The following is a 10,089-nucleotide window of genomic DNA, read 5'->3' as shown; positions in this document are numbered from 1 at the left end:
GACCATATTATCAATTCTGCCGCTAAAGTTCATTATATGTCGGGCGGGCAGATCAGTGCACCAATCGTGTTTCGCGGTCCAAATGGGGCTGCCTCACGCGTGGGTGCCCAGCACAGCCATGATTATTCAAGCTGGTATGGCAATGTGCCGGGCCTGAAAGTCATCGCGCCTTATGATGCCGCCGATGCAAAAGGCTTGCTGAAGGCTGCGATCCGCGATCCAAACCCCGTAGTCTTCCTTGAGCACGAGCTTCTCTATGGCATTGAGTTTGATGTGCCAGAGGGCGATGATTGGGTCGTGCCCATCGGCAAGGCCAAAGTGCGCCGCGAAGGCACCGATCTTACCATCACCGCCCATTCGCGTATGGTAGGCTTTGCCCTGCAGGCGGCAGAAGAACTGGCTGCTTTGGGGATTTCTGCCGAAGTGATCGATTTGCGCACCCTGCGCCCGCTCGATACCGAAACCGTCATTGCTTCGGTCAAAAAGACCAATCGCTTGGTCACCGCTGAAGAAGGCTGGGGCCCGATGGGCGTGGGTGCCGAAGTCATCGCTTGCGTGATTGATGGGGCATTTGACTGGCTTGATGCACCGCCGGTGCGGGTCCACCAAAAAGACACGCCGCTACCCTATGCGGCCAATCTTGAGAAATTATCCTTGCCGAATGCGGCAGATATCGTCGCGGCTGCCCGCGCCGTCACCAATCGCTGAGGAATTTGCCCATGGCTATCGATATTTTGATGCCCGCTTTGTCCCCGACGATGGAAGAGGGCGTTCTGGCGAAGTGGCATGTGAAAGTTGGCGACGTGCTGAAGTCTGGCGACATCATGTGCGAGATCGAGACCGACAAAGCCACTATGGAAGTCGAAGCGGTCGATGAAGGCAAAGTGCTAGAGATTTTGGTCGCTGAAGGTACCCAAGGTGTGAAGGTCAATGCCGTGATCGCCCGTATCGAAGGCGAGGGCGATGCACCCTCTGCCGCACCTAGCCCACCAGCGCCCGTTGCTGCCGCACCAGCGCCAACCCCGGCCCCAGCCGCAGCCCCGGTTGCAGCCGCCCCTGCGGCTGCAGCCGCTGACGGTAGCCGCATCATGGCTTCGCCCTTGGCTAAGCGTATCGCAGAAGCCGCCGGGATCAATCTTGCCCACATCACGGGTAGCGGTCCCAATGGCCGCATTGTGAAGGCAGATGTGGAAGCCGCCCGTGGGCAAGCGCCGCAGCCGGTTGCAAGCGCAGCACAAGTGGCACCCGCCGCTCCCGCCACCGCCACGCCAGCCCCAGCCCCGGCCGCTGCACCCCGCGCACCCAGCCCCTTGCCCTATGCCGAAGGCACTTATGATGTCGTGCCCTTGGACGGCATGCGCCGCACGATTGCGCGCCGCATGACCGAGAGCTTCCGCGACGTGCCGCATTTCCCGCTCAATATAGATCTGGAAATCGACAAATTGCTGGAATTGCGCAAGCAGCTCAATCAAGTCGGTGCCGCTCAAAACGCCAAAGTGTCGGTCAATGATCTTGTCATCAAGGCTGCCGCGCTCGCGTGTAAGCGGGTACCCGAGGCCAATGCATCCTATACGCCCGATGGGATTTTGATCCATCATCATGCCGATATTGCCGTGGCGGTTGCCATTGATGGCGGCTTGATTACGCCAGTTATCCGCAAAGCCGAAACCAAAGGCTTGGCCGCCATTTCAGACGAAATGAAGACCTTGGCCGATAAGGCGCGCAATCGGAAGCTGATGCCGGAGGATTATGCCGGTGGCACCTTCTCCATCTCCAATCTGGGCATGATGGGGATCAAAAGCTTCATGAGCATCATCAACGAGCCCCAAGGCTGCATCTTGTCTGTTGGGGCTGGCGAACAGCGCCCTGTCGTCAAAAATGGCGCGCTGGCGATTGCGACCGTGATGAGTGTGACTTTGACCTGCGATCACCGCGTGGTCGATGGCGCGATTGGTTCGGCTTGGTTAGCTGCCTTCAAGAGCCTGATTGAAGAGCCAATCGGCCTGATGCTGTAAGGCAGGCGGGGCCTGCCTTACACGTGTTGAGCTTTAGTCGACTTCAACAACAGGCGCGTCTGGTGCTTGGCGTTGGAAGGATTCCATGCCGTTTTCACAACTGGCTTTGGCCTTATAGCCCTCATTGCCATCGGCGATGATATTGCCATTTTTTGACTTGGCACGCCAATAATATTGGCCCTTGGATTCAAAGACCTCATACTTCAGCTCACCTTTGCGACATAGTTCAATCCCATTGTCGCGTGCGGCTTTTGAGGAATAGCCTTCGCTGGAATCGGCTAAAATATTCCCGTTGGTAGCTTTAAAGCGCCAACGAAAACCATCTTTGGCCTCATAAGTTTCGAATTTCGACATGTTCAAACGCCTCCCGCGGGTGTGAATACTTGGATTAGTGTGATGTATTCTTGCTGGATATGACACCGAGACCCGGAGTTGGGTCAAGTGTTGTTTTGCAACATTTATTTAACCACGATCTCTGGGGCCGAATTAACCAATCTCGATTAAGCTACACCCATAAAAAATAATCGGAGCGGAGATTCCGGATATGGGTTGGTTTGGGTTTGGGGGGTCGCGAGGCCGCGGGCAGAAAAAGCCTGCGGCCCGCTTTTTGGGGCCAGAGCGCGATAGCTATGAGCGCGCGACGCTCATCGATCGGCGGGGGCCGATTTCGCATTTGCCAGAGCCGCGTCCGCGCCGTCGCGACTTTGACGATCCCCGCCGTTAGGGCAGGGTGCGATAACTGTTTGCTAGAGGATGACCCCAGCCCCAAAGCGGGTTAGAGGTCACCCATGCTCGAACTGTTTCTCGCCGCTTTTGTGACCTTTTTCGTGGTGATCGACCCGCCAGGGGTCGCGCCCATGTTTGCCACTTTGACCCAGCACACGACGCGGGCGTGGCAGCAAAAAATGGCGTTCAAATCGGTTGGCGTGGCCACGTTGGTGCTGGTGGGCTTTGCCTTTGGCGGCCAATGGCTGCTTGGCAAGCTGCATGTCTCGCTCGATGCGTTCCGCTTGGCTGGTGGCGTGCTTTTGTTCTTGATTGCCGTCGACATGCTGTTTGAAAAGCGGACAGAGCGGCGCGAAGAGCGCAATGAGAAGGTGTTGGCCGAAGCCCAAAAGCATCCAGAACGCTTTGAAGATGTCTCGGTATTCCCGCTGGCCATCCCCTTGATCTCAGGGCCGGGTGCGATTGCGTCCATCATGCTTTTATTCTCCGAGACCAATAGTTTGACCGAACAGGGCATGGTTTTGGCTGGTGCCGGGGCCAATTTGATCTTGTGCCTATTAGGGTTTTTATTGGCCGGACCTTTGACGAAGATCATGGGTGCAACGGTCGCCGCCATGATTACTCGGATCTTCGGCATTATTCTGGCTGCGCTAGCCGCCCAGTTCATCGTCGATGGCGTAAAGGGGGCATTCGGTATCGGGTAGCTCAAGGCCTTCCAAGCAAGGCCAAAAGCAGGCTAAAGACAAAAGCACTCTAAGAGTGGGAGTTTTGGATGGCCGTGGATACTGTGGATGTCGTCGTCATTGGATCGGGACCTGGAGGCTATGTCGCCGCCATACGGGCGACCCAATTGGGCTTTAAGACCGCCATTGTAGAACGCGAGAATTTGGGCGGTATCTGTCTGAACTGGGGCTGTATCCCTACCAAAGCCCTGTTACGCTCTGCCGATGTCTATGAAAACATCAAGCATGCCGAAGCCTATGGCCTGTCGGTCACGGGGGCGAGCTTTGATTTGTCGAAGATTGTTGACCGCTCGCGCAAAGTTGCCAAGCAATTGTCTGGCGGCGTCACCTATTTGATGAAGAAGAATAAGATTGAAGTGATTGCCGGCACCGCCCGCCTGACCAAGGGCACAGAGGCACCGGGCGTGACCATCGATCTTGCTGCTGGCGGCACACGCAGCCTTCAAGCCAAGCACGTCATTCTGGCAACCGGCGCCCGCGCGCGAACCATTCCTGCTGCAGGCCTTGTTCCGGATGGCAAGCTGATCTGGACCTACCGCGAAGCTTTGGTGCCCGACACCATGCCCAAGCGCTTGCTGGTAATTGGCTCTGGCGCCATTGGGATTGAGTTTGCAAGCTTCTTCCGCTCACTTGGCTCAGAAGTCACCGTGGTAGAAGCACTCGACCGCATCTTGCCAGTTGAAGATGCTGAGATTTCAGGCTTTGCCGCCAAGGCCTTCCAAAAGCGTGGTATCCGCCTGATTACGGGGGCTTCGGTGAAGGGCCTCAAGGCGGGCGCGACCACCGTCACAGCGACCATTGAAAGCGGCGGCAAGGCAGAGACCATCGAGGCAGATCGCGCCATTCTGGCCGTGGGCATTGTCGGCAATGTGGAAAATCTAGGTCTGGAAGATTTAGGCGTCACCATCGACCGCACCCATGTGGTGACCGATGCTGTTGGTCGTACAAATGTCAAAGGCCTGTATGCCATTGGCGATCTGACTGGGGCACCTTGGTTGGCGCATAAGGCGAGCCACGAGGGCGTATCCTGTGTGGAGGCCATTGCGGGCCTGCACCCCCATGCACTGAATGTCGCCCGCATTCCAGGCTGCACCTATTCCAACCCGCAAGTGGCCAGTATTGGCCTTACCGAAGAAAAGGCGAAAGCGGCAGGTTATGATGTGCGCGTTGGCAAATTCCCTTTCAGCGGCAATGGCAAGGCGATTGCTTTGGGGGAGCCGGAAGGCTTGGTCAAAACCGTCTTTGACAAGAAAACGGGCGAGCTTTTGGGGGCTCATATGGTGGGCACCGAAGTGACCGAATTGATCCAAGGCTATGGCATCGCTATGACTTTGGAGACGACCGAAGCCCAATTGATGGAAACCGTCTTCCCGCATCCAACCTTATCAGAAATGATGCATGAGGCGGTGCTGGATGCCTATGGGCGCGTGATCCACATTTAGAAGACGGGCAGGGCCTGCCCTTTGGCCTTCATGACAAATGCAGCAGATTGGGCGCAGGGCCTTTAGCCTGCGCGCGCCTCGGTGTAGAGACGCAGCCATGAGTGCTCAAACCGAAACCACCAAACGCAAAACCGTGCGCGATATTGCCAGCAGCAAGGGCAAGTCGCCGGTTGTGTGTCTGACAGCCTATACCGCCCCGATGGCGCGTTTGCTCGACCCCCATGCCGATGTGCTGTTGGTCGGCGATAGTCTCGGCATGGTTGTCCATGGGCTGAATTCGACGGTGGGTGTGACGCTGGATATGATGATCCTGCACGGCCGTGCCGTGATGCGGGGCTCTCAACAGGCTTTGGTTGTCGTCGATTTGCCCTTTGGTTCTTATGAGGAAAGCCATGAAGTGGCTTGGCGGTCGGCCAGCCGGGTCATGATGGAAACCGGCTGCCAAGCGGTGAAAGTGGAAAGCGGCGAGGGCATTGCCGACACGATTGCTTTCTTGGTTGATCGCGGCATTCCAGTGATGGGGCATGTGGGTCTTCGCCCGCAAGCGATGAATGTGGATGGCGGCTTTCGCGCTAAGGGCCGCACCAAGGCAGAGCGCGACCGCGTGCTGCGCGAGGCATTAGCCGCAGATCGGGCAGGGGCCTTTGCCATTGTGGTTGAAGGGGTTGCCGAAGATATCGCCGCTGAAGTGAGCTCGCTCGTGCGGGCCCCAACCATTGGAATTGGTGCCTCTGCCCAATGTGATGGGCAGATTCTGGTCACTGATGACATGCTGGGCATGTTCCCTTGGACCCCGAAATTTGTACGCCGTTATGCCGATCTTGGCACCGTCATTGATCAGGCCGCGGCCCATTATGCGCAAGATGTGCGCGAGCGGACATTTCCTGCCGAAGCGGAGACCTATGTGCTAAAACGCACCCCTTAAATGCTTTTGCCCTCAAATCGTCGCAGTTTCGCGCGAGCCCAAACCTTGCCCTGTACGACCACCACCTTTAGCGTCAACAGGTTATCTTACGAAGTCTCATGTCTGGGACGCCTTTAGAATCGATGGAGAAGTGAGCGTGTCTGATTTATTTCGCGAAGCCGAAGAAGAGCTGCGCAAAGAGACCGCGGAAAATCTCGCAAAGCGGGTAGCCCCCTTTGTGATCGGGGCCATTGTCTTGGGTCTGGCTGGCAGTGCGGGCTGGCAATTCTGGCAGAGCGAACAGGCCAAGGCGATTGATAAGGCTGGTGTTGCCTATGATGCGGCCATGGCCAAGCTGCAAGCGGGTGACTTGACGGGCGGGGCTGCAAGCTTGGGCGAAATTGCTAAGACCGGGCCAGATGGCTTTGCGGCCCAAGCCATGCTGCAGCGGGCTGCTGTGCTGCAAGAACAATCTAAATCTGCAGAAGCCCGTGTCGCTTATGAAGAAGCGGCCAAGAAGATTAAGGATGCGGATCTGGCCGATCTGGCCCGCCTGCGTGCGGCCTATATTGCTGCCGACAGCGAAACCAAAGACCAACTGAACGCGCGTCTGAAACCCATTATTGACCGCAAGGGCGCGTTTGCACCGCTTGCACGCGAACTGGCGGCAGCTGTTGCTTGGTCATCAGGCGATGCGGCAGGGGCACGTTCTGCCTATGCGCTGTTGCAACTCGATCCATTAGCCCCACAAGGCGTGCGCGCCCGCGCGGGCCAAGCCTTGGCGGTGATTGATGCGGCGGCTACCGCCTCTAAGACGCCAATGGTCATCCCAGAGCAAGCAGGCCAAGGGGGCATGACGCCAGAGCAAATGGCGCAAATGCAAGCCGCACAAGCCCAAGCTGCACAAGGTCAAGCCCAAGGTGAGGGGACGCCAGAAAATCCCCGCATCGTTCGCTTGCCACCCGGGGTTAAATTGCCGCCTGGCACCAAGCTTCCCCCCAATGTACGGGTGATCGAAACCCCGCTGCCTGCCGGTCAAGAAGCCGGTGGCGCGGTATCACCAGAAGTTTTGGCCCAGATTGAGCGCGAGCGGCAGGCCAGTATGGCGCGGCAAAAGGCGATCACCGAAGCCCAGCAGCGCCAGATCAAAGAGATTGAGAAAAATCGTACTGCCCCGGCTCCTGCCGCAGAACCTGCCGCGCCTGCCCCAGCCGAACAACCCAAGTCTGGAGATGGTCTATGACCTTTATGCCCCGCCGTCTGCGCGCTCTTGGCCTTGCCACGACCAGCGCCCTGGTTTTGGTCTCGGGCTGCGCCTCTTTGCAAAATACCGCCTCGAACCTGTGGCCCTTTGGTTCTGACAAGCCACAGACCGCGATTGCCGAGGACAAAGAACGTATTTCGGTTTTGGGTCTTGAAGAACAATTGACCAAGGACCCCGCGCTTGAAAGCGTGGCTGTTACCGTGCCAGAGGCGCAAGACCTAGCCTCTTGGCCCAATGCCGGTGGTGTGGCCAGCAATGCGCCGCAAAATGTTGCAGGCTCTGGCCCATTGGCCATTGTGTGGCGCAAGAAGATTGGTCAAGGCGCAGGCGCGCGCGGGGCCATCACGGCAACCCCCATTGTTGCTGACGGCAAACTCTTTGTCTTCGATTCCAAAAGCACCGTGCATGCGGTCGATCAGGCCAATGGGCGCGAAATTTGGCGCAAGTCACTCGTTCCGGTCTCAAAAGCCCGTGGTCGCTTTTTTAGCCGCGACGAAAGCACCGCCATTGGCGGGGGTATCGCATTTGGCGATGGCCGCCTGTACGCAGCAACCGGATTTGGCAATCTTGTCGCGCTCAATGCCGATACTGGCCAAGAGGTTTGGCGCATTGATGCAGGCTCACCCATCCATGCCTCACCCTTGGCAGGTGGCGGCCGGGTTTTTGTAACCAGCAATGACAGCGAGTTGTTTGCGGTCGAGGCTGCAACCGGGCGGGTCCAATGGACCCAGTCGGCGATTGCAGAATCTGCGCGCATGCTCTCCAGCCCGAGCCCCGCCTTGGTTGGGGAAACCTTGGTCGCCCCCTTTGCCTCGGGCGAAGTGATTGCCTATCTGTCAGCCAATGGCCGCAGGCTGTGGTCAGAAGCTTTGACGCGGGCAGGTTCATCCAACTCGCTCTCCACCATCAATGACATTGCCGGTCGCCCCGTTGTGGCAGGCGGTATCGTGTTTGCGGCAAGCCAGTCTGGCACTTTTGCGGCCATTGAATTGCGCACCGGCACACGTGTTTGGGAAAAGCCAATCGCGTCGATCCAAACGCCATGGGTCGCGGGCGACTTCGTCTATGTGGTCTCCACGACAGGTGAATTGGTTGCTATGGACGTCAAGACGGGTGGGATCAAATGGACCCGCCAATTGCCAAGCTATCGCAATGAAAAGAAGAAAAAGAATCTGATTTCCTGGACTGGCCCAGTGATGGTTGGCGGGCGTCTGGTTCTGGCCTCATCGACCGGTCGGATTGAAGTGGTAAAGCCCGAAGATGGCACCACCCTATTCACCCGGGATGCAAAAGCGCCAATCTTTGTACCCCCTGCCATCGCCAATGGGACATTGTATTTCTACACCCATGACGGCGTTGTCGTGGCGCTCCGCTAGGTCGTGGCCCCACCTCTTAAAATCGCGGTCGTTGGGCGACCCAATGTTGGTAAGTCCACCCTGTTCAATCGTTTGGCAGGGCGCAAGCTTGCTATTGTCGATGACACACCAGGCGTCACCCGCGACCGTCGCGAAGCCAGCGGGCGGCTGGGCGATTTAGACCTGACGCTGATCGACACGGCAGGCTTTGAAACCGCGGCCGATGAAAGCCTTGAAGCGCGCATGCGGCTTCAGACGGAGGCTGGCATTCACGAGTCTGACTTATGCCTGTTCTTGATTGACGCGCGTGCGGGGATCACGCCCATAGACGAGGTCTTTGCCGACATTTTGCGTCGCTCTGGCAAGCCCGTAATCCTGGCTGCCAATAAGGCTGAGGGTAAATTGGCCGATGCTGGTGTGCTGGAAGCCTATGGCTTGGGTCTGGGTGAGCCTATCCCCATTTCGGGCGAACATGGCGAAGGGATGTCTGACCTATATTCGGCCATTCTTACCTTAATGGGCGATCGCGCCGCAGCCCCCGTGGTTGCTGATGAATTCGACGACGAAGACCAGGCCGAAGACGAGGCCCCGCAGACGGGTGAATTTGTCGAGGATGAGGATGATTTTGCGGGGTTAGGCTTTACCGATCTGGCAGAGAGTGAAAGCAATCTGCCGTTGCGCATCGCCGTTATCGGTCGCCCCAATGCAGGCAAGTCAACGCTCGTCAACGCCCTGATCGGCGAAGAGCGCTTGTTGACCGGGCCAGAAGCTGGGATCACGCGGGATTCCATCGGTGTGGATTGGATGTGGGACGGCCGTCCCGTGCGCTTGGTCGATACGGCGGGTATGCGGCGCAAAGCGAAAGTCCAAGAAAAGCTTGAGACCTTGTCCGTTGCTGACACCTTACGCGCCATTCGCTTTGCCGAAATCTGCCTGTTGGTGATGGATTCTGACGAGGCGTTTGAGAAGCAAGATTTGCAGATTGCCGATTTGGTGGCACGCGAAGGCCGTGGCCTTGTTTATGTGCTTGCCAAATGGGACCGCGTTGAGGACACCCAAGCCCGCTTGGCGACCTTGCAAGAGCGCGCCGACAAAGTCCTGCCGCAAACACGTGGCGCGCCTCTGGTACCCATCTCGTCCCTCTCGGGCCGAGGCCTCGATAAGCTCATGCCAGCGGTGCTGGATGTGCATGAGGACTGGAATGCCCGGGTCAAAACGCGCGACCTCAATGACTGGCTGAAAGAAGTCGTCACCAAACAGCCACCGCCTGCGGTGGACGGGCGGCGGGTAAAGCCGCGCTATATCGCCCAAATCAAGGCGCGTCCGCCCACCTTTGTTTTGCTCGCAAGCCGGGCGGCACAATTGCCCGACACTTATGTGCGCTATTTGGTCAATGGTATTCGCAAGGCATTTGATATGCCGGCAGTACCCATCCGTTTCATGGTGCGCGCGCCTAAAAACCCCTATGCAGGCGACGAGAGTGGGCGGCCTAATCTGTCGCGCAAGAATCGCGAAGCCGCCGCCAAACATGCGCAATCGTCAGACCGGGCACCAAAGGCGGCTGAAAAGCCAAAGCCTGCTAAACCCAAGAGTGCAACTTTCGCCCCCAAGGCCCGCATCCCAACTGGTGGCAAGAAGCT

Annotated in this window: 10 protein-coding genes; 9 read left to right on the top strand and 1 reads right to left on the bottom strand. The window is 57.7% G+C overall.

Annotated features, from left to right (window positions below; all coding sequences use genetic code 11):
- Positions 1–708, top strand: a 708-nt coding sequence (locus IOB61_RS13530; protein WP_290817727.1) for a pyruvate dehydrogenase complex E1 component subunit beta, incomplete at its 5' end; no start/stop codon positions are given.
- Positions 709–719: 11 nt separating this feature from the next.
- The gene (locus tag IOB61_RS13525; protein WP_290817724.1) at positions 720–2,015 is read left to right on the top strand and encodes a pyruvate dehydrogenase complex dihydrolipoamide acetyltransferase; all 1,296 of its coding nucleotides are present in this window, start codon (positions 720–722) and stop codon (positions 2,013–2,015) included.
- Positions 2,016–2,048: 33 nt separating this feature from the next.
- Here IOB61_RS13525 and IOB61_RS13520 read toward each other — a convergent pair whose 3' ends face one another.
- Complete coding sequence (locus IOB61_RS13520) at positions 2,049–2,369, bottom strand: YegP family protein (RefSeq protein ID WP_290817721.1); 321 nt, start codon at positions 2,367–2,369, stop codon at positions 2,049–2,051.
- A 190-nt stretch (positions 2,370–2,559) separates the two neighbouring features.
- Between IOB61_RS13520 and IOB61_RS13515 the strand changes: the two genes are divergently transcribed.
- From IOB61_RS13515 to der, 7 genes are all read left to right on the top strand, one after another.
- Entirely contained in the window at positions 2,560–2,739 is a 180-nt protein-coding gene (locus tag IOB61_RS13515; RefSeq protein ID WP_290817718.1) for a hypothetical protein, read from the top strand.
- Positions 2,740–2,803: 64 nt separating this feature from the next.
- Positions 2,804–3,445 (top strand): MarC family protein, encoded by a 642-nt coding sequence (locus tag IOB61_RS13510; RefSeq protein ID WP_290817715.1) that lies wholly within the window; start codon positions 2,804–2,806, stop codon positions 3,443–3,445.
- A 68-nt stretch (positions 3,446–3,513) separates the two neighbouring features.
- On the top strand, positions 3,514–4,926 hold the full coding sequence (gene lpdA, locus IOB61_RS13505) for a dihydrolipoyl dehydrogenase (protein WP_290817712.1): 1,413 nt from the start codon (positions 3,514–3,516) through the stop codon (positions 4,924–4,926).
- Positions 4,927–5,023: 97 nt separating this feature from the next.
- Positions 5,024–5,851, top strand: coding sequence for a 3-methyl-2-oxobutanoate hydroxymethyltransferase (gene panB, locus IOB61_RS13500; protein ID WP_290817709.1), 828 nt, complete (start codon positions 5,024–5,026; stop codon positions 5,849–5,851).
- Positions 5,852–5,987: 136 nt separating this feature from the next.
- A complete protein-coding gene (locus tag IOB61_RS13495) occupies positions 5,988–7,073 on the top strand; it encodes a tetratricopeptide repeat protein (protein ID WP_290817706.1) in 1,086 nt (361 codons plus the stop codon).
- Complete coding sequence (locus tag IOB61_RS13490; protein ID WP_290817703.1) at positions 7,070–8,470, top strand: PQQ-binding-like beta-propeller repeat protein; 1,401 nt, start codon at positions 7,070–7,072, stop codon at positions 8,468–8,470. Before IOB61_RS13495 ends, IOB61_RS13490 begins: the two co-directional genes overlap by 4 nt.
- A 3-nt stretch (positions 8,471–8,473) precedes the next feature.
- A partial coding sequence (gene der / locus IOB61_RS13485; protein WP_290817701.1) for a ribosome biogenesis GTPase Der occupies positions 8,474–10,089 on the top strand: 1,616 nt, incomplete at its 3' end.

The organism is Aquidulcibacter sp., assembly GCF_020253525.1.
Lineage (GTDB): Bacteria > Pseudomonadota > Alphaproteobacteria > Caulobacterales > Aquidulcibacteraceae > Aquidulcibacter.
This window is presented reverse-complemented; position numbering and strand designations above follow the sequence as displayed.

Coding starts and splice junctions, on each gene's coding strand:
- IOB61_RS13525 (WP_290817724.1), top strand. CDS start 720: ATGGCTATCGATATTTTGATGCCCGCTTTGTCCCCGACGATGGAAGAG.
- IOB61_RS13520 (WP_290817721.1), bottom strand. CDS start 2,369: ATGTCGAAATTCGAAACTTATGAGGCCAAAGATGGTTTTCGTTGGCGC.
- IOB61_RS13515 (WP_290817718.1), top strand. CDS start 2,560: ATGGGTTGGTTTGGGTTTGGGGGGTCGCGAGGCCGCGGGCAGAAAAAG.
- IOB61_RS13510 (WP_290817715.1), top strand. CDS start 2,804: ATGCTCGAACTGTTTCTCGCCGCTTTTGTGACCTTTTTCGTGGTGATC.
- lpdA (WP_290817712.1), top strand. CDS start 3,514: ATGGCCGTGGATACTGTGGATGTCGTCGTCATTGGATCGGGACCTGGA.
- panB (WP_290817709.1), top strand. CDS start 5,024: ATGAGTGCTCAAACCGAAACCACCAAACGCAAAACCGTGCGCGATATT.
- IOB61_RS13490 (WP_290817703.1), top strand. CDS start 7,070: ATGACCTTTATGCCCCGCCGTCTGCGCGCTCTTGGCCTTGCCACGACC.